Genomic DNA, 18,026 nt, shown 5'->3' with positions numbered 1-18,026 from the left:
GAGCGGCGCCCGCGACAGCACAAGCGCCGGGGCGCCGGCTCCAGGGCGGCTGGGGGCCGCGTCGTCACCCGAGGGTGACCGAGCCTCCCTTGACGTTCACCTTGGCGGACGGCAGGCCCTTGGTGGCCGGGCCCTCCTTCACGCTGCCGTCCGCGATGTCGAACTTGCTGCCATGGCACATGCAGTTGATGGTGCCGCCGGAAACCTCGCCGACGACGCAGCCCGCGTGGGTGCAGATCGCGGAGAACGCCTTGAACTCGCCGTCCTCCGGCTGCGTCACCACCACCTTCTCGGCCTTGAAGATCTTGCCGCCGCCCTGCGGGATCTCGGACGTCTTCGAAAGGGCCGCTCCGGAGCCGGCAGCCGCAGCGCCACCGGACCCGCTCGTCCCGGGGTCGGCCGCCACCTTGTCCCCGCCGGCATCGGAGCCACCGCCGCACGCCGCCAGGGCGGCGGTCAGCCCCACCGCCCCCGCCGCCGCGACGACGGTCCGCCGCGCGGCTCCCGCCGTCCGCTCCGCTGCCGCCCGCTCCGCCGATTCCTGTCGAGCCATGGTGTGCCTCCGGTTCCTGGTGCGTTCGGTCGGGCCTGCCGCGTTCCCTCCGGAGGGAACGCGGTCGGTGGGGAGTACGGCGCGGCGGGCGGCGCTGTTCAGTTCCTCAGGGCGTCGCGCAGGAAATCGCGTTGGAAGCGGAGCATGTTCTCGTTGACGGTGTCGTCGGTGGGACTGTGGGTGGCGCCGGGCAGCGGCAGCACGGTGTGCGGTCTGCCCGCTGCCAGCAGCTCCGCCGAGAAGCGCAGGGTGTGCGCGGCCGCCACGTTGTCGTCGGCGAGCCCGTGGATGAGCAGCAACGGGCGGCGCAGTCGGTGGCCGTGGCCGACCAGGGAGGAGCGCGCGTAGTGCTCCGGGTACTCGTCGGGGTGCCCCAGGAACCGCTCCTTCCAGTGGGTGTCGTACAGCCGCATATCGGTGGGCGGGGCGCCGGCCACCGCCGCGTGGAAGACATCGGGCCGGTGCACCACGGCGGCGGCCGCCAGGAAGCCGCCGAACGACCAGCCGCGGATCCCCACCCGTGTCAGGTCCAGGTCGGGGAACCGGTCCCCGGCGGCCCGCAGCGCATCCACCTGGTCCTCCAGGGCGGGCGTGAGCTGGTCGCCGTGCACGGCCTTCTCCCAGGCGGGCCCCCGTCCCGGCGTCCCGCGCCCGTCGACCACCAGGACCGCGAAGCCCTGCTCCGCGAACCACTGCGACACGTACGGGGGCCAGTCCAGGCCCCGCCCCACGATCTGCAGGCCCGGCCCGCCGTACGGGTCCAGCAGCACCGGTAGTCTCCCGCCGCCTTCCCGGTGCCATGACGGAAGGTGCAGTGCCCCGCGCAACTCCCTTGCGCCGAGCGTGAGAAGGAGCGGGCGCGGCGTCAGCACCGGTTCCTCGGCGAGCGAGGCGATGGCTCCGTGGGGCGCGTCGTCCCCGGGACCGGTGCGCACCACCCGCACGTCGGCGCCCCGCTCCGTCGTCCCCGCCAGGACGGCCGTGCCGCCCCGCGCGGCACCGGTGAACCGCCCGGGCTCCCGGCTCAGCCGCCGGATCCCGCGGTCCGGCTCGTGGCACCACACATGGGTCTCGGTCGGGTCCTCGCTCGCGGTGAACAGCACCCGCTCGCCCTCGACGCCGAGGACCTCCCGCAACTGCAGCCCGTCGGGCGTGACCCGGTGGTCGCCGACGGTCAGGTAGCGGGTGGCGGGGGTGTCCTCGGGCAGCACCAGGGCCCCCGAGGCCGTGCGGGCCGGGGTGCCGGGCACCAGCTCCACCCAGGCGGGATCGGTCCGTTCGTGGAGCACTTCGGTGGCACCTGTCGCCGGGTCGACCGTGAGGGTGCGCACTGTGCGCTGGTCACGGCTCTGTACGACGAGGACGGGCCCGTGGGCGTCCCAGCGCGCGTCGACGAGATATTCGTACGCCGCCCGGTCCCACGTCACCGCCACCCGCTCCCCGTCCAGGGCGAGCACGTGCACGGTGACCTCGGCGTTGGCGGTGCCCGCCGCCGGATAGCGGATCGCGCGCGGCGGCTTCGTGGGGTCGGCCGGGTCACTGAGGTAGCGCCGCTGCATGGGGGAGGTGTCGACTCGGGCCACCAGGAGGCGGCGGCTGTCCGGCGCCCACCAGTAGCCGCGCGACCGGCCGATCGACTCGGCGGCCGTGTATTCGGCGAGCCCGTAGGAGATCTCCGGCCCCTCACTCTGCGCGAGGGGCCGGTCGGCGCCGTCCAGCTCGATGACGTGGCAGGACCGGCCGGTGACATACGCGATGTGCCGTCCGTCGGGGGAGGGCCGGGGGTCGACCACCGGGCCGGCCGCCGGTACCGGGAAGGGCGCGCCGCCGTCCGTACGCACCGCCCACAGCGCCCCCGACAGCGCGAAGGCCACCAGGTGGGCGGCGTCGTCCGCGGCGTACGCGACCACGCCCACCGAGCGCTCGCGGGCCCGCTCGCGCCGTAGCCGCTCCGCCTCGGGCACCTTCTCGGCACCGGCGCCCACCAAGCGTGCCGGATCCGCCAGCAACCGCTCCGTGCCGTCCTCGTACTGCCACAGCCGGCCCACCGGGTCGACGCCCGAGCCCGTGCGGACGAAGAGCACCCGCCGTCCGTCGGGGGAGACGGTGAACTGCCGCGGCACACCGAGTGAGAAGCGGCGGGTGCGCGCGAACTGCCGGGGAAAACCGTCCGCTTCCCGGTTTCCGGTCTCCGACGTGGCGTCCGACGTAGCGTCCGACGTGGCGTCCGACGTGGCATCCAAAGTGCTGTCCTCCATGGCGCTGGTGTGCAGGGCTGTCCGGTGGGGCGGCCCTGGGGGAAGTGATCCTCCATTGGGTGTATAGGCACAAAAGAGCGCGGAGCGGAAGGGCGGAGGCACAACGGAACATCTGCGACTCCGAGGACCGCGAGCATGCGCTGAGTGCTGTCGCGGACACCGCTACGACACCACGCGCCCAACGTCGACACCGTCGTGAAGCCCTTGCACAGTCCATGGAGTGGGTGGATGGTGCCGCTGCTCGTTCTGGCTCTTGGATATTCTCCGGCTCCGGCTCCGGCTCTGGCTCCGGCACATGGCACCGGCTCCGGCACCGGCACATGGCCTTGAACCTCTCCGTCACTGATCGGTGGTTCCGGTGGCGAGCACGGCGCGAGCACGGCGTCGGCGAGGGCCAGGACGTCGGGCCGTCGACGGCCTCGTGGGGGCGACTCCACCAAGACCCTGACGCATGATCAGGAGCGGCGCGGCCCGGCGATTTTCGGCTGGCTCGACGACGACCGTGGCCACTGACGTTCGCGGTACTCGCCGCCTCCGCAGCCTGGCTGCCTCCTGCGTCTGGTGATCGGCAACGGGGCTGCCTTCGTGGCCTCCGTTGCCGTCCTGGCCTTCCTGGCGCCGGTCACACACGGTCCGCTCGTCGGCGCTTTCTCGCCCCGGAGGCGGAACAGCCGCACGCTGCCCACGCGCCCCCCAGCAAGGGCTTCTATTCAGCCATAATGAATACTATAGCCATTACTCTTCGTGTTTCTTTGGGAAATCCGACGGGCAGTTACTTCCACGACGCCATTCGGAAGTTGCGCCGCGCAGAATTTTTGGGGATGTGCGGCCCGGGGGAGCTCGGCTCCAAGAAAGGAACCTGCATGACCACGGGAATCAGGGGTTGCGACAATCAGTCGAACGCCTACGTTTCTTTTGTTAATGAAGAACATGCCGGAGACAGTGAGTCCGTGAGTCCGAGGTCGCACAGTTCCGCCTATGCGTGGATCTCGCAGCACAAGGACAAGCCGCTGAGCGTGCAGACCGGACGGGGTCGGTGCATCCTCTGGGACGACGACTGGAAGGTGAAGGGGGAGTGGGACGACGGCAAGGGCGAGTTCGTCCTCGCCAACGTCCAGCGCAGCCCGCAGGATTACCAGATGACGGTCAGCAGCACGGGTGACATCACACTGTCCGAGGTCTGATCCGCGGACCGAGCCGGACCGAACCGAACCGGACCGGAATGGACTGGACCGGACCGGACCGAACCGAAAGAGGGGGATCGTCGTGCCCATGCAGGACTGGCGTATCGCAAATGCCATGGAGAATTTGACGGGGAACTGGGTGTACTACGTGTCCACCGCCGTCGCGGCATTTACGAACGTCCATTTCAGTCGCCACGTCGACAATCCGAGCGATGACCATATGGCGACGAATGACGGCGCCTATTACTATTACGGCGTGACCGGCACGTTCAATCAGGCCGCCCAACACGCCGATCAATCCGTCCGTCAGACGCTCGTCGCCGCCTGGAACGACTATTTCAGGGTGTAGGGCGACCGTCTGACGCGTCGGCCGGTCCGTGGCTCCGCTTCGCACGCAGGGGCCCGGACCGGCTGCCACGTATCAGCGGGCCAGGGCCGCGGCAGCGGGGGTGGGAGGCCGCCGACGTCGAGCGGTCCGGTCCGATATGCGCGCAGAAACGACGTCGAGCGAACCAGGGAAACGCTGCCAGCCCTTGAGGCGTGGCGCCTACATGGGACAGCCCAGGCGCTCTCACCGAAAACGAGATACTCCCAGACCGGGCCACCGATCCCCCTGACAAGCCCGCCCACACACGATCTCAATCAACCGGGAACACCCCAGCGCACACCACACATCGCACACCACACATCGCACCCCACACACCGCACCCCAACTACACCCCACGAAGCGACAGCAGACTTTCGGCCAGGTCAGCAACGCGTTCATCCGCGTGGTGAACCAGGACGACGGCCAGGAGCTCGCCCGCTACGACCTCAGTGAAGTCGCGTCCACGGAGACGGCGTTGACCTTCGGCGAGGTCTACCGGCACGGCGGCGAGTGGAAGATTCGCGTTGGCCGGGGTTATGTGTCAGGGCTGCGAGGCAGCGCTTTAGACTTCGGGGTCAATGTTTCGTAAAGCCAGGTGCGGCGCGGGGGAGCCGTGCTCGGTCTGGTCGCGGCGGTGTTCTACGGGGGGTGGACCGGCTTCGGGATCGTGGCGATCCTGTCCATCCTCGAGATCTCGGTGTCCTTCGACAACGCCGTGGTCAACGCCGGGATCCTGAAGAAGATGAATGCCTTCTGGCAGAAGATCTTCCTCACCATCGGCGTCCTGATCGCGGTCTTCGGCATGCGCCTGGTCTTCCCGGTCGTGATCGTCGCCATCAGCGCCAAGATCGGTCCGATCGAAGCGGTACGGCTCGCGCTCGACGACAAGGACAAGTACCAGCAGCTGGTGACCGACGCCCACCCGTCGATCGCCGCCTTCGGTGGCATGTTCCTGTTGATGATCTTCCTCGACTTCATCTTCGAGGACCGCGAGATCAAGTGGCTCGGCTGGCTGGAGCGTCCGCTGGCCAAGCTCGGCAAGGTCGACATGCTCTCCGTCTGCATCGCGCTCATTGTGCTGCTCGTCTCCGCGATGACCTTCGCCACCAACGCCCACCAGCACGGCGGCATGCATGCGGACAAGGCGGAGACCGCCCTGATCGCCGGCGTCGCGGGCTTGATCACCTACCTGATCGTCGGCGGCCTCTCCGGCTACTTCGAGAACAAGCTCGAGGAAGAGGAGGAGCGTGAGCACGAGGCCGAGGAAGAGGCCAAGAGAAGCGGCAAGAAGGTCCCGGCGGTCGTGATGGCCGGCAAGGCCGCGTTCTTCATGTTCCTCTACCTGGAGGTCCTGGACGCGTCCTTCTCCTTCGACGGCGTCATCGGCGCCTTCGCGATCACCAACGACATCGTCCTGATGGCGCTCGGTCTCGGCATCGGCGCGATGTACGTCCGCTCGCTCACGGTCTACCTGGTCCGCCAGGGCACCCTCGACGACTACGTCTATCTGGAGCACGGCGCGCACTACGCGATCGGCGCCCTCGCCGCGATCCTGCTCGTCACCATCCAGTACGAGATCCACGAGGTCATCACGGGCCTCGTCGGCGTCGTCCTGATCGCCTGGTCCTTCTTCTCCTCGGTCCAGCGCAACCGCAGGTCAGGGGCAGCCGAGGGAAAGGACACGGGGCCCAACGAGAAGGTTGAGGTCTCCTCCGGCGTCTGAGCCGGGCCGCCGGCGCGGGCCGCAGGGCCGCCCGGTGGCTCCGGTTCGGGCAATGCGCCGGTCGGCTGTAGCGCAGTGCTGCGGCTGACCGGCACCCCGAGGACGCCGGCCATCCGGGCGCCGGCCCTGCCCGCGAGCGCGAGACCGACCGACGCCGGCGTCGAACCCAGACGCTCGGTCGACCGTTGTATTTCCGGGTCAGCCCCGGCATCTGCTCGACGAACGTGCCCGCAGATGGCACCGCCATATCCACAACCGACGGGAACAACAGCTGCTCCTTCAGCCGGAGCGTCATCTCCTCCACGGCCGTGAACTGCCCGCCCCACCACGGCGGCGGCTGAGCATTTTCAGGCAACTCTCCAGAGGCCCGAACCAGTGCCAGCCGTCACTCACCGCGTGTGCTTAACGGAAATTGAGCCATAGAGGCTCTCTCACCTCCGAAGCCGCTGAGCCGATGTCCACGGTCAGCGAAGTGAGTCGACCATACGGCTCTGAACTGCGGCGACCGGATCGGATGCGACAGCGGCTGCCGGCCCGCGCGCGTCCCGCCCGTGCCGATCGGCCACTGTCCCGCCTCATGTGAATCGGCCCTGGCCTCAGGTGATCTGGTCCGATTCGCTCGTCGTCTCAGGTGATCTGCTCCGTTGGCGCTACTCATGTCACGCGAGACCTCCACCCGCACGGCGATGAAATCCGGGATCTCCGTGAACGGACGGCACGCCCCAATAGGGTGGACCGATGACGTCGATCAAGAAGTTCCAAGTCACCTTCGACTGCGCAGAACCTGAGCGCCTCGCTCGTTTCTGGTGCGAGGTGTTGGGATATGTCGTGCCGCCGCCACCGGAGGGGTTTGCCACGTGGGACGAATTCAAGCGCTCGCAGCCGCCTGAGCAGCGGGATGCGTGGTTCGCTTGCATAGATCCCTCAGGTGTGGGCCCGCGACTGTACTTCCAGCGCGTTCCCGAGGGGAAGGTGGTCAAGAACCGGGTGCATCTTGATGTGCGGGTCGGCACCGGACTCGTGGGTGAAGAGCGTCTCGCCGCACTTGAGGCCGAATGCGCGCGACTGGTGCCGCTCGGCGCGGTACATGTGCAAACGCTGTACGACGGCAATGATGCGTGCATCCCGATGCTGGACATCGAGGGCAACGACTTCTGTATCGACTGAGGGGCCGCGGACCTGTCCTCGTTCTCGCACACACGTCTGTCGCTCCGGCCCCTGCCAGGGGCAGCCGGGCAGGGTCGGGGCCTGAGGAGCATCCGTGCAGGATCGTGCGACTGTGCACAGATCGCCGCTGGTGGCCACCTGACGGATTGTCGGTGCCGGGACGGCGGTGCCCTGTCGGGGAGGTGGTCGGCAAGGCCCTCGGGCTCACTGAGCAGGATGCCCGGTCGCGCCTGACCCGCTACACCCTCCGGCACTGACGACGGAGTCCGCGGTGGCGGTGCGGGCGTGGCTGAGGCACGGGTGCCGCAGCCAGCCCGCGATCCGCTGCCGGTCCCGCGCTCACCTTTTGATGGTTTCCACGTGGACGCCAAGGCTCGTCAGGGACGCCTGGATGAGCAGGGCGGTCTCGGCACTGTGAGCGAGCCGGGTCCAACTGACGACGCGCACTGTGTCACCTGCCTGCGCCGTGTCCACCAACTCCCGCCATCCAGAGCCCGGCGCATCCCCACAGGTCCGAAGGTCGGAGAAGACATGGGTGCAGCCTGATGCGAGAAGCTCGTCGGCCTGCTCGTCCATCTGCGTGGAGTCGGTTCGTGCGTAGCCGTAGACGGTCATGCCGTGGAGCCTACGGACCCCTTGGGCCCCGTCTCGCTACATTGCATGCCGGCGCAGCGGCACCCGGCACCGGACTCCATGGTGGTGCCGGACGCTGTAGGCGCGTGCTTCTTCCTGATGATCCGTTCGTTTCCTGATGTTCTCGGGCCAGTCGCAGACCTCAAGGTCGGAGTGGAACGCGGCGGAGGCCGTGGCAGGGCCGGCGAAGCCCGCCAGGGCAATGGTCGGAGCGGTCTGAGTGAGGGCGTGACGACGTAACGACGTAACGGCGTGACGGCGGAGCATCAGGGCCCTCTTGCAGCGGTCATACCAGTGCCCGAACCAGTGACCCAGGGGAGTGGTCCGGGCGCTGCGCGCGAGCAGTCTCACGGGACCCACCAGTCACCTGCACAACACATCCACAGAGGCCAACCCCGTTACGTGGCTATGACGTAGCCCGCTTGACGGTCGCTGTCATCGCACAAGTAAGTTCACCGTGAACCGAGTTTCTACTACGCACCGGCGTGCCTGCGCCGGGAGGAGCGACGCCCCATGGGTTCCCACGCCCGCCCCAACCGAATACACCGCACCGGAGTCCGGATCGCGATGGTCGCACTTGTCGGTGCCGCCCTGCCGATCACCGCCGGCGGCCTCGCCGAGGCGGCGACCCCCGGCGCCACGCACTCCGCAGACGACAGCGGCCAGCAGGGTGGCGAGGCCACCACAACGGCTGCCCAGAACCCGGGCGCGCAACAGCAGTTCCAGTCTGCGCAGGCGGCGCAGCACGCTGTCAAGGACCAGGCCGGTCCCCAGATCAACGCCGACCACGCCTTCCTGCTGGATGCTCGCGACGGCAGCCAGGAGCGGGAGCTGTGGGGCGGGGCCAAGGCGGACGAGAGCGTGCCGATGGCCAGCACCACCAAGATCATGACCGCTCTGGTGGTGCTCAAGCATCCGGAGTGGCTGAACCGGCAGATCGCGGTGAAGCAGGAGTACCGGGACTACGTCCAGAAGGTCGGCGGCAGCACCGCCGACCTCCAGACCGGCGACACGCTGACCGTGCAGCAGCTGCTGCACGCCATGCTGATCCCGTCCGGCGACGACGCCGCGATGGCCCTGGCCGACAACTTCGGCTCCGGGGACACCGAGGACGCGCGGATCGCTGACTTCGTGGACCAGATGAACGCCGAGGCGCAACAACTGGGCCTGACCGGCACGCACTTCGACACCTTCGACGGCATCTCGCACGGCAACAACCACAGCACCGCCCGCGACCTGGCCAAGCTCGGCCAGCGCGCAATGCTGCAGCCGGTGTTCGCCGACGTCGTAAAGAACAAGCAGTTCAAGGCCGAGGCCCCGGCGGCCAACGGACACACCCGGTACTACACCTGGGACAACACCAACAAGCTGCTGAGCACCTACGACGGTGCTCTGGGCATCAAGACGGGCAGCGGCCCGGAGGACGGCTACTGCGTCGTCTTCGCCGCCAAGCGGGACAACCGCACCCTGGTCGGCGCGATCCTCAAGGACGACCAGGGCCGCTTCGACGACGCCACCAAGATGCTCGACTGGGGCTTCGCCCACTGAGCGGGCATCGCCTCCGGCGCTGACCCGCACCATGCGTACCACGCGTACCGCGCGCGGCACCGCCGGCCCATGACCCAGCCCCAGGGCACGCCCACTACGCAGGCCCCGCTGCCGGGGAGACGGGCGTGGATGGTTCGCCCACCCTGGGGCCGGTTCCGGCGCCCGGCGTGATGGCCGCCGGCCGCCAAACAAGACACGACCCCTTGCGGTCTCACCGTGTCGCGAAGAGGAGGCCGGAACCGAGGAGGACTGCCGCTGCGCTCCTGTCCAGGCCGACTAGAAGACGATGGCGATCGGGTTGGACAGCGTCATCGACAACCCGAGCGCCCCATCCGTCCAGAACCATCCGTCCAGAACCACCTGTCCAGAACCATCCGTCCAGAACCGCGGAGGTGTCGTTGGTGAGGTCGCATCGAGGGTGTGTCCAGCGGCCCGCCACTTCCGCACGCCCAGCCACACGAGATAGGCCGCACCGGCGTACGTGATCACCGCTGAGAGCGATCGTTCGGATCCCGCACGCACTCAGCACGCACTCAGCACGCGCTCCGGCACGCGCTCCCGTCGGCTCGACGTTGGCCACGCGCACGGTGCCCGCTCGCGGGACAGCGGACGACGGTGGCCTGCGGTGGCCGTGGGGGACGGACAGCCAAGATCTGTGGATCGGCGCGCCACGCACTCCTTCTCGCCCGCCGTGTCGCGCGATGAGTTTCGCCTGGGTCTGCAGTCTGTATCCAGACACGCGACCAACCGCACTCGAGGAGGGCATCATGTCCGCTGCCTACACGTTCGACGTCTTTTCCAGCCTCGACGGCTTCGGCGGCGCCAGCGGCCACTGGACCGGCTACTGGGGCAAGCAAGGACCCGAGCTCCTCGACCACCGCCTCGCCCTGTACGGCGAGGAGCAGCGGATGGTCTTCGGGGCCACCACCTATCGGGCGTTCGCGCAGATGCTGGCCTCGAGCACCGAGGAGTCCGAGGTGCGTGACCCATGGGTCACACGGATGAGGAACCTGCCGGCAACGGTGGTGTCGACCACACTGGAAGGACCCCTCGACTGGCCGGATGCGAACGTCGTGAGCGGCGACGCCGTCGATGTCGTCGCCCGGCTCAAGGAGGAGTCCGAGGTACCGCTGCGCTCACACGGCAGCCTGTCGATGAACCGGGCGCTGATGGCCGCCGGTCTGGTCGACCGTGTCCAGGTCACGCTCTTCCCCGTGATCACCGGTCAGACCGGGCTGGACCCGATTTTCCAGGGCGCGGCCGACTTCGACCTCGAGCTGATCGAGCGCCGGACCCTCGACGGCCACATCCAGGAGCTCATCTACCGGCCCACCCTGCATGTCTGATCACGATCCCGACCCGCGCTCCCACCGTTGATGGTGATGCCGAAGACACGTGGGGTCCAGGAGGCGATCACGGCCTCCCACGTTCGGCCGGAGCCGACAATCGGTCAACCGGCCCCGGTCCGCGGTCGGATATCGGCATGCCGCAGTCAGGCGGTGGCGCGCCCGGCCCGACGGCGACGTCGGTTCCGCCGGCGCCTCGTTCGGTTCGCGCTGCCTACTCCACCGCATACAGCAGGTTGTACTCAGCACCATCCGCTCTGAAGCGCAGACTGCGCTCACCAGGCGTATCAGTGATCCACTGCTCCCCGAGCTCGCCGTCCCCGACTGTTCCGCCGACCTCCCCGAGAGAGACGGCAATCGTTCCCGTGAAGTCGCAGTCGTACTTGACGGTGTACATCCGGTCTCCCAGCACCGTCCCATTCCACACAGTGCCACGATGCTGGACAACAAGGCGCTGCTCGTCGAAGCCGCTCCAGCCCTCAGTCGTGACGCACTTGAGCTTCTCCAGATAGAGCTTGGCCATACCGTCCCCTGTGAAGGATCCTTCTCGACACTTCACATCCTGCCGAGCCTCAATAAACGATCACTAAACGAATGGACGCGGTATACGCGCCAAGGTGGTGTGGGGGAGGTGGTGGATGTCGGTGAGTGGGCCGATGTCCTGCCGGGCGGTTGGGGTGTGCGTGCTGGGGTCTTTGGGGGCGATCCAGTGGGTGCTTACGGGGACGGTGTGAGCGAGGAGGTCGCGGACGGTGTTGCGGTCACGATGCCGCGCGATCCGGTACCGCGGCATCGCTTCTGTGCTGCGCGGCAGGTCTGGGCCGCTTCGTTATGATCATCGAACGGGGCGGGCGTTAGTCGCGCGTAAGCGAAACAACAACGGTTCGGCAGGGGCGCGCCCGAGGATAGAGGCATCTGGTGAGGAGGCAGCGGGCCTTCGACCTGGCCCTGAACGAAACGAGGAACCACCGTGAACCGCACCTACACCGCCCGTATCCGACGCGTTGCGCTCACCGCGGCCGCCGGTGCGGCGCTCGCGGCGACCGTCACCGCCTGCGGCCCGGCCGGCGATGGAGGGTCGGGCTCCGACAGCGACGCCAAGGCCACCGCGAAGTCGTCGAGCGCCGCGTCCCAGAGCGACTCCGGCAGTGGCAAGTCGGCCGGTTCGCCCTCGAACGGTGGCACGTCGACGAAGGGCAGTTCGTCCTCGTCGGGCGCGGAGTCGACCCAGGCCGGCGACAAGAAGGGCTACGGGCAGGCTTGTGGGGCCGACGACCTGAAGTTCTCGGCGCGTTCCGAGACCCAGGCGGGTGGCTACATCCTGTTGTCCGCCCGAGCCAAGCCCGGCATCACCTGCACGATTCCCAGCGCCCTGCCCTCGATCTCCTTCGGTTCCAAGGGCATTGAGGCGCACCCCGCCGAGCAGTCGGTCGGCCCGGCGATCACCCTCACCGGCTCCAAGACCGTCTACGCCGGGATCAACCCCAAGACCAGCAACGACAACAACGGCATCGAATTCACCTTCCTCATCGCGGCCATCGGCGCCTCCGACCCGAACCCGGCGAGCGTCTCCACCGGTCCCGTCACCGTCGACAAGCCCATCGTCACCAACTGGCACACCGCCCCCGCCGACGCTGTCCCCGGCGACGGCACGGACGGCTGAGACCGCCAACGGCGAACAGGCGCCTGACACCGTGCGGGCGCGTGCCGGTCGCCCGGCGGCGGGGCAGGGCGGTGTGCCGATGCTCCTCACCTGTGGGCTGTCGGTCATCTCGGCCGGCCGGTTGCTCCTGCGCACACCACCGCCGCCACCGTCGCCGTCGTCGCCACGACCGTCGCCTGTCCTGCCCGCCGGTCGGACCGCCGGCACCGGTCCACGGCGCGACCCCGCGTGATCTTTGTGGCGGGACCTGCTGACACCGGGGGAGGGCTGTTATGGCATAGCCGCCGGGCGACATTCGTCCGGATGCAAGCCCGATGCCCCAGCAATTGCGCCACGATGAGGAGTTTCGCTGATGCCTCGTCAGCTGAAAATCGCCCTGTTAGCAGCCATACTCCCCCTGCTCCTCGGCCTGGCCTGGGCCGTACAGGATCAGGCGGGCAATCCGCGGCCGGGAGCAGGAGCAGGAGCAGGAGCAGGAGCGGGGGTGAGGGCGGGGCAGGGGCAGACGTCGGCGGTCAAGGCCGCGGGGACGTTCCGGAATCCGCTGAACACGGGGCCGGACCCCTTCGTGACGTATGCGAAAGGGACCTACCACCTCACCACCACCCAGGGCGACAGCATCAAGATGTGGAGTTCGCCGTCGCTCGGCACGCTGCTCGACGCGGACCCGGTGACCGTGTGGCGGGACACGGACCCCGCACGCAACCAGCACATCTGGGCTGCCGAGTTCCACCGTTTCGGGGACCGCTGGTACATGTACTACACGGCCGACGACGGTGTGGACGACCATCACCGGCTGTACGTACTGGAATCGGACGCCGCCGGCGACCCCGCGGGGCCGTACCACTTCAAGGCGAAGCTGACTCCGCCCCACCACGCGAACGATTTCGCCATCGACCCCAGCGTCTTCCAGCACAACGGCAAGCTCTACCTGGCGTATTCGGGGCTCAACCCCTACCAGCACAACGGTCTGAACATCGTCCCGATGGCGAACCCGTACACCGTCTCCGGAGACGCGGTGGCCCTCAAGGCCGACGGGGGCTGCCCGGAGGTCCGCGAGGCCCCCGAGTTCCTCCACCGCAACGGCCGTACCTGGCTGACGTACTCGACCTGCGACACCGGCACGCCCGACTACCAGCTGCGGATGCTGTCCCTGCCGGACAACGCCGACCCCCTGACGCCCGGCAACTGGCAGCAGCATCCCGGCCCGGTCTTCGGCCGCGACGATGCCAAGGGGGTCTACGGCCCCGGCCACCACGCCTTCTTCCGATCACCCGACGGCACCCAGGACTGGATCGTCTACCACGCCAAGACGACCGAGGGTCACACTTACAGCAACCGCACGACCCGGGCCCAGCGGATCGGCTGGCACACGGACGGCAGCCCGGACCTGGGCCGGCCGGTCGCCCTGGGCGCGACGCAGGACCTCCCTGCCGGTGACCCGGGCAACGGCAATTACTGGATCAACGACAACGGCCGATCCAGTGGAGCCGGCCAGCTCTCCTACCAGGGTGCCTGGAAGTCGGGGACGGGGTGCGCGACCCAGTGCTTCTGGAGCGACGACCACTGGAGCGACCGGGCGGGCGACACTGCGGCCTTCACCTTCACCGGCACCCGTATCGCGCTGTTGTCCGTACAGGACACCGGCAACGGCATCGCGGCCATCAGCGTTGACGGAGGCCCCGAACAGCGCGTCGACTTCTACGGGTCGCCCCGGACGGGCGAGACGCTCCAGTACCTCAGCCCGCGAATGCCCTCCGGCAGGCACACTCTGCGCGTTCGGGTCACCGGGAAACACAGCGCACCGTCCACCGCATCCTTCGTGAGCGTGGACCGGGCCGAGGTCTACACCGACTGAGACCGCCCCGACGGCCTGACTGCTGCGGGCTGTCCGGTGGTTGGGCGCCAGATGCCGCTGCGGGCCGGCGCCGAGTCGACCGATAGCCCGCAGCAGCGGCGCCGACGGGGGAGGGGACGACCACGGGCAACGGTGGCCTCCTCGTCGCGAGACCGCATCAGCGGTCAGAATCAGAAGGGGGACGGGCGAGCCCCGAGTCACCCCCGCACCAGGGCAGCAGGGCCACGATCTCGGCTGCCGGACGGCCGCGCCCGGACCGACGACGCGTCACAGGGAGACGCCCCGCGTCCGGCACGCCGAGGGCAAGGAGCGCCGGCCGTCGCGATACCGGAACAAGTCCTAGAGTCCTGGCCGTGACAACTCTCTTGATCGATGCAGGCCCAGTTGCGCCGACTGCTCAGGTGACCCGGACCGGTGGAGTGCCTCTGGCGCCGGCCGGCACTCCGTGGCCTTGCTGTACTTCGTGCGATGGACCGATGCAGTTCCTCGCCCAGGTGGTCCTGGATGACCTCGGGAAGGGGATGGAGGACCGGGGAGTCCTCGTCTTGTTCGCGTGCCAGAACGACCTGGGTATGTGCGCGGATTGGGAGCCGGACTCCGGCGGGAATCAGGCATTGCTCTTCCCGACGGATGGCCTTGAGCCACTGCCCCTACCCGAAGGCGGTGCCGATGAGGCACTGCTTCTGCTCGGTTCCGTTCGGGCGGTCGGCTTGGTGCATGTGGACGAGCCCGACTACGACCAGGCCGGCGGGGAGTGGGCAGCGGGAAACGACCGCCCCGCATCATCCGTGCTCGGCCAGCTCGGGGGCAGCCCCGCCTGGATTCAGGGCGATGAGACCCCGTCCTGCGCCTCGTGCACCACTCCTATGCCGCTGATCGTCCAGCTTGAGGAAGGGCCGGACCACAGCACCGCCATGAACTTCGGCGGCTGCGGCGGCGCCTATGCGTTCGCCTGCGAACCGTGTGGCCGCGCGAAGTTCCTGTGGCAGTGCTGACCGAGTCCGCCCCCGACTACGCGGGCACATGGAGGGTGCCCTCGCCGCCGCGGCGCGGGCCGCGCACACGGTCCTGTCGACCTCCCCCGACAGCACTGTGCCCGCCCAGTGATTCCTGCCCTACCGCATCCGAGGAAGGTGACCGCATGCACCGGATCGACGCCCTGCTGCGCGAGTACGACCGCGCTCGCGCCTACACCGACGACCTGTGGAAGGACCTCACCCCCGACGAGGTGACCTGGCGCCCGCACGAGAACTCCAGTGCCATCGGCTGGCACCTGGGTCACCAGGCCCACGTCGCCCACTTCATGGTCCGCAATCTGACCGCGGCCGAGCCCAGCCCGGACCCGGAGCTCGATGCGCTGATGGACTCGGCGAACCCGGAGAAGTTCCGCGGGGCCCTGCCCACCATCGACCGGCTCTCCGCGTTCCGTGACACTGTCGCCGAGCGCGTCCACGCCCGCCTGCGCACCATCGCATCCGGGCAGGTCACGGCCCCGGAGCAACTCACCATCGTCGCCACCCACTTGCTCACCACGCTCATCAACCACGAGTACCAGCACGACCAGTGGATCGGCGAAGTCCGCGCGGACAACCTCGGCCATGCACTCCCGCCGGACCCGGACAGCGGCCACGTCCGACGCCTCGACGGCTACCTCGTCGTCAACGACCTGTGACCACGCGCCCGCTGCACCGCCCCGCTCACCCCGTAGGGCCTCGTTGCGGACTTCGTGTCTGCTTCACGCGCATGCCGCGTTAGCACGTGCTGGTGCTGGTGCTGGTGCTGGTGCTGGTGCTGGTGCTGGTGCTGGTGCTGCGCCGAGGTATCGGCGCAGCACCAGCATGCGACCGGCACGGGTGCGTGCTCACACGCCACCGATCCGTGCCAGGCCGCGTCATCTCGCGCGAACGGCACCTCGCGTCACCTGCGTGCCCGGGATATCGCCGAGGTGGGACCACAACGGGCCATGGGGTGATCTTGAGCCGCTGAGCAGCAGCAGGAATAGCGCATTCGCCCCGGCCGACGCGGGCGGGTCGCCGCGAGTTCGGTGAGCATAGGTGGCAGGTGGCAGGTGGCAGGTGGCAGGTGGCGGGTGGCGGGTGGCAGGTGGCAGGTGGCAGAGGCCGGGGAGGCCGACGTGGAGGTGGCGATGAGAGTCGTGTTCGTGCACGGGGCGTGCGTGCGGAACGGGTCGTGGTGGTGGCACCGCACCGCCGAGCTGCTGCAGGAGCGGGGGGTGCCGAGCGTGGCCCCGGCGCTACCGAGCTGCGGCGAGGCGGGCCTGCCCGGCGGTGTCGGCGGTCCGGGGTTGCCCGAGGATGTCACCGTGGTGCGGCAGGTGCTGCAGGCCGGCGACGAGCCGACCGTCGTGGTCGCCCACAGCTACGGCGGTGTTGTCACCGCGGAAGCCGCTGCGGGAATCGGGTCGGTGCGCCATCTGCTGCTGGTCTCCAGCTACCTGCCTGAGGTCGGGCAGAGCCTGTCGGAGTTCGGGGACGGCAGCCCCGCCCCGTTCCTCGACGTCGACCCTGACGCCGGCACGTTCGGGGTCCGCCCCGAGCTGCTCGTGGATACCTTCCTGCAGGACTGCGACCCCGAGGTCCAGGCGCAGGCGGCGGACCACCTCGCCCGGCAGAGCGTGCAGGTGACCGGGCAGCCGGTTGGGGCGGCCGCATGGCAGCAGTTGCCCTCGACGTACCTCGTCTGCGCTCAGGACCGGGGCACACCGCCCCGGCTCCAGCGTGAGTTCGCCCGCCGGGCCGGCAGCGTCGTCGAGCTCGACGCAGGCCACCACCCGTTCCTGTCCCAGCCTGCAGCGGTCCGGGACCTGCTGCTGAGCCTGTGACGGCAGCGGCCGACGAGTCGGGCCGGGCGTTCTGGGGCCATCTCGACGCACAACTCCCCGGAAGTACAGGGTCGGTATGCCCTTCGCCGGGTGCCGATGCGGAGTCTGTTCTGCCCGTTCCTGCTCTCCGCTCTGTTCGGGCGACTGCCTGCCTCCTCTTCGCTACGGGGTCAGCCCATGCGTGGACAGCGCACGCGCACCTACGTCAGGAGTGAACGTTGGTGTCGTGGCCGAAGTGCGGGAGCGAAGTGGGTCCTGGCGCGAGCGGAGCACAGCCGACGATCGGCGGTCCAGGTCCCCACTCGGCGCCAACTTCCCCATCCGCTGCGATGGTGGGGCTCTCTTGTGGCGGTAGCAGCACGACCTGCAGAGAGGGTGACGGGCGATGGCGTCTGTGACGAGCAATGGGATCGGTTGGCGCGCTGCCGGCGGGCGCGCAGGGCGGCCGCTACTGGCAGTGCACCGGCCCGTACACCGAGCGAGGAGTACACGGTGAGTCCGGCCGTGGTCTTGAAGAAGATCGGTGTCCGGCCCGGATGGCGGGGTGCCGGAACCGCACGGCGTATGCACGGCGTATGCACGGCGCAGGCACGACGCACTCCTCGCCGACCGTGAAGAGCTGTACGTGACTCTCATGGTCAGGTCAACGAAGCGGCGGGAGACGGGGAGGTCCACGCGCTCCACCGGATGTGGGGGTACCAGTACATCGGGCACAACCAGCCTTCCCCGGCTACGCCCCGCCTCACGGTAACGATCCGCCTCACGGTAATGATCCGTCGTACCCGCTGAGAGGCGGTTCTGATCTGCGGGTATTCAGCGGCGAGGGCCGGCCTCGGTGTCGTGCGCGGGAGATTTTTCGCAGCGCAGCGCAGCGAGGGAGGTGG

The 18,026-nt window shown here is 68.8% G+C and carries 16 protein-coding genes and 2 pseudogenes; 13 read left to right on the top strand and 5 right to left on the bottom strand.

Annotation, left to right across the window (positions count from 1 at the left end; genetic code table 11):
- Positions 1-64: 64 nt before the first annotated feature.
- Entirely contained in the window at positions 65-553 is a 489-nt protein-coding gene (locus ACGFML_RS32550; protein WP_393549234.1) for a Rieske (2Fe-2S) protein, read from the bottom strand.
- Positions 554-651: 98 nt separating this feature from the next.
- Positions 652-2,811 carry a prolyl oligopeptidase family serine peptidase gene (locus ACGFML_RS32545; RefSeq protein WP_393549233.1) on the bottom strand — a complete coding sequence of 720 codons (2,160 nt, stop codon included), beginning with the start codon at positions 2,809-2,811 and terminating at the stop codon, positions 652-654.
- A 950-nt stretch (positions 2,812-3,761) separates the two neighbouring features.
- Between ACGFML_RS32545 and ACGFML_RS32540 the strand changes: the two genes are divergently transcribed.
- The 5 genes and pseudogenes from ACGFML_RS32540 to ACGFML_RS32520 all read left to right on the top strand — a co-directional run bounded on the left by ACGFML_RS32540 (position 3,762) and on the right by ACGFML_RS32520 (position 7,252).
- Positions 3,762-3,995 (top strand): hypothetical protein, encoded by a 234-nt coding sequence (locus ACGFML_RS32540; protein ID WP_393549232.1) that lies wholly within the window; start codon positions 3,762-3,764, stop codon positions 3,993-3,995.
- A gap of 82 nt (positions 3,996-4,077) precedes the next feature.
- A complete protein-coding gene (locus ACGFML_RS32535; protein ID WP_393549231.1) occupies positions 4,078-4,344 on the top strand; it encodes a hypothetical protein in 267 nt (88 codons plus the stop codon).
- A gap of 379 nt (positions 4,345-4,723) precedes the next feature.
- Positions 4,724-4,951, top strand: a pseudogene (locus tag ACGFML_RS32530) (TerD family protein); the annotation flags it as partial.
- Positions 4,952-4,975: 24 nt separating this feature from the next.
- Positions 4,976-6,085 (top strand): DUF475 domain-containing protein, encoded by a 1,110-nt coding sequence (locus tag ACGFML_RS32525; protein ID WP_393549230.1) that lies wholly within the window; start codon positions 4,976-4,978, stop codon positions 6,083-6,085.
- A 738-nt stretch (positions 6,086-6,823) separates the two neighbouring features.
- Positions 6,824-7,252, top strand: a complete 429-nt coding sequence (locus ACGFML_RS32520) for a VOC family protein (RefSeq protein WP_393549229.1) — start codon at positions 6,824-6,826, stop codon at positions 7,250-7,252.
- 339 nt (positions 7,253-7,591) lie between these two features.
- Here ACGFML_RS32520 and ACGFML_RS32515 read toward each other — a convergent pair whose 3' ends face one another.
- Positions 7,592-7,867 (bottom strand): recombinase family protein, encoded by a 276-nt coding sequence (locus tag ACGFML_RS32515; protein ID WP_393549228.1) that lies wholly within the window; start codon positions 7,865-7,867, stop codon positions 7,592-7,594.
- A gap of 531 nt (positions 7,868-8,398) precedes the next feature.
- On the opposite strand from ACGFML_RS32515, the gene ACGFML_RS32510 reads away from it, so the two are divergent.
- Complete coding sequence (locus ACGFML_RS32510) at positions 8,399-9,433, top strand: D-alanyl-D-alanine carboxypeptidase family protein (RefSeq protein WP_393549227.1); 1,035 nt, start codon at positions 8,399-8,401, stop codon at positions 9,431-9,433.
- Between the two features lie 276 nt (positions 9,434-9,709).
- Here ACGFML_RS32510 and ACGFML_RS32505 read toward each other — a convergent pair whose 3' ends face one another.
- Positions 9,710-9,922 carry a LysE family transporter gene (locus ACGFML_RS32505; RefSeq protein WP_393549226.1) on the bottom strand — a complete coding sequence of 71 codons (213 nt, stop codon included), beginning with the start codon at positions 9,920-9,922 and terminating at the stop codon, positions 9,710-9,712.
- 278 nt (positions 9,923-10,200) lie between these two features.
- Here ACGFML_RS32505 and ACGFML_RS32500 point away from each other — a divergent pair, with 278 nt between their 5' ends.
- The gene (locus tag ACGFML_RS32500) at positions 10,201-10,779 is read left to right on the top strand and encodes a dihydrofolate reductase family protein (protein WP_393549225.1); all 579 of its coding nucleotides are present in this window, start codon (positions 10,201-10,203) and stop codon (positions 10,777-10,779) included.
- Between the two features lie 214 nt (positions 10,780-10,993).
- Here the strand turns inward: ACGFML_RS32500 and ACGFML_RS32495 are convergent, their stop codons facing one another.
- Entirely contained in the window at positions 10,994-11,302 is a 309-nt protein-coding gene (locus ACGFML_RS32495; RefSeq protein WP_393549224.1) for a hypothetical protein, read from the bottom strand.
- Positions 11,303-11,749: 447 nt separating this feature from the next.
- On the opposite strand from ACGFML_RS32495, the gene ACGFML_RS32490 reads away from it, so the two are divergent.
- The 6 genes and pseudogenes from ACGFML_RS32490 to ACGFML_RS32465 all read left to right on the top strand — a co-directional run.
- Positions 11,750-12,442 (top strand): hypothetical protein, encoded by a 693-nt coding sequence (locus ACGFML_RS32490; protein ID WP_393549223.1) that lies wholly within the window; start codon positions 11,750-11,752, stop codon positions 12,440-12,442.
- 352 nt (positions 12,443-12,794) lie between these two features.
- Positions 12,795-14,300, top strand: coding sequence for a glycoside hydrolase family 43 protein (locus ACGFML_RS32485; protein WP_393549222.1), 1,506 nt, complete (start codon positions 12,795-12,797; stop codon positions 14,298-14,300).
- 353 nt (positions 14,301-14,653) lie between these two features.
- Positions 14,654-15,295, top strand: coding sequence for a DUF1963 domain-containing protein (locus tag ACGFML_RS32480; protein WP_393549221.1), 642 nt, complete (start codon positions 14,654-14,656; stop codon positions 15,293-15,295).
- Positions 15,296-15,441: 146 nt separating this feature from the next.
- Positions 15,442-15,972, top strand: coding sequence for a DinB family protein (locus ACGFML_RS32475; RefSeq protein WP_393549220.1), 531 nt, complete (start codon positions 15,442-15,444; stop codon positions 15,970-15,972).
- Positions 15,973-16,446: 474 nt separating this feature from the next.
- Positions 16,447-17,142, top strand: a complete 696-nt coding sequence (locus ACGFML_RS32470; protein ID WP_393549219.1) for an alpha/beta hydrolase — start codon at positions 16,447-16,449, stop codon at positions 17,140-17,142.
- Positions 17,143-17,582: 440 nt separating this feature from the next.
- Positions 17,583-17,931 (top strand): annotated as a pseudogene (locus ACGFML_RS32465) (hypothetical protein); the annotation flags it as partial.
- Between the last annotated feature and the right edge of the window lie 95 nt (positions 17,932-18,026).

This window comes from Streptomyces sp. NPDC048650, from assembly GCF_043199095.1.
Classification (GTDB): Bacteria; Actinomycetota; Actinomycetes; order Streptomycetales; family Streptomycetaceae; genus Streptomyces.
This window is presented reverse-complemented; position numbering and strand designations above follow the sequence as displayed.

Excerpts from the sequence above, each read along its gene's own strand:
- ACGFML_RS32495 (WP_393549224.1), bottom strand. The coding sequence starts at position 11,302 with ATGGCCAAGCTCTATCTGGAGAAGCTCAAGTGCGTCACGACTGAGGGC.
- ACGFML_RS32500 (WP_393549225.1), top strand. The coding sequence starts at position 10,201 with ATGTCCGCTGCCTACACGTTCGACGTCTTTTCCAGCCTCGACGGCTTC.
- ACGFML_RS32470 (WP_393549219.1), top strand. The coding sequence starts at position 16,447 with ATGAGAGTCGTGTTCGTGCACGGGGCGTGCGTGCGGAACGGGTCGTGG.
- ACGFML_RS32545 (WP_393549233.1), bottom strand. The coding sequence starts at position 2,811 with ATGGAGGACAGCACTTTGGATGCCACGTCGGACGCCACGTCGGACGCT.
- ACGFML_RS32510 (WP_393549227.1), top strand. The coding sequence starts at position 8,399 with ATGGGTTCCCACGCCCGCCCCAACCGAATACACCGCACCGGAGTCCGG.
- ACGFML_RS32550 (WP_393549234.1), bottom strand. The coding sequence starts at position 553 with ATGGCTCGACAGGAATCGGCGGAGCGGGCGGCAGCGGAGCGGACGGCG.
- ACGFML_RS32520 (WP_393549229.1), top strand. The coding sequence starts at position 6,824 with ATGACGTCGATCAAGAAGTTCCAAGTCACCTTCGACTGCGCAGAACCT.
- ACGFML_RS32485 (WP_393549222.1), top strand. The coding sequence starts at position 12,795 with ATGCCTCGTCAGCTGAAAATCGCCCTGTTAGCAGCCATACTCCCCCTG.
- ACGFML_RS32515 (WP_393549228.1), bottom strand. The coding sequence starts at position 7,867 with ATGACCGTCTACGGCTACGCACGAACCGACTCCACGCAGATGGACGAG.
- ACGFML_RS32475 (WP_393549220.1), top strand. The coding sequence starts at position 15,442 with ATGCACCGGATCGACGCCCTGCTGCGCGAGTACGACCGCGCTCGCGCC.